This window comes from Aeromonas sp. SER (genome assembly GCF_038739615.1).
In the GTDB taxonomy this organism is placed as follows: Bacteria; Pseudomonadota; Gammaproteobacteria; order Enterobacterales; family Aeromonadaceae; genus Aeromonas; species Aeromonas jandaei.
In genome coordinates this window covers 1-255 of sequence record NZ_JBCGFC010000038.1, presented here as the reverse complement: position 1 = coordinate 255, position 255 = coordinate 1, and the positions used below count along the sequence as shown (strand labels likewise).

General features: G+C 56.9%; 1 protein-coding gene. It reads left to right on the top strand.

The features are described 5' to 3' along the window. Window positions 1-255 (top strand): GTP-binding protein (locus tag AAHA41_RS22595; protein ID WP_342697351.1); only part of this gene is annotated, 255 nt, incomplete at both ends.

The following is a 255-nucleotide window of genomic DNA, read 5'->3' as shown; positions in this document are numbered from 1 at the left end:
TCGTGTTCATGAACAAGTGTGACATGGTAGATGACGAAGAGCTGCTGGAACTGGTCGAGATGGAAGTTCGCGAACTGCTGTCCGAGTACGACTTCCCGGGTGATGACCTGCCGGTAGTCCGTGGTTCCGCACTGAAAGCGCTGGAAGGCGAAGCTCAGTGGGAAGAGAAGATCCTGGAACTGGCTGGCCACCTGGACAGCTACATTCCGGAGCCGGAGCGTGCAATCGACCTGCCGTTCCTGATGCCTATCGAAG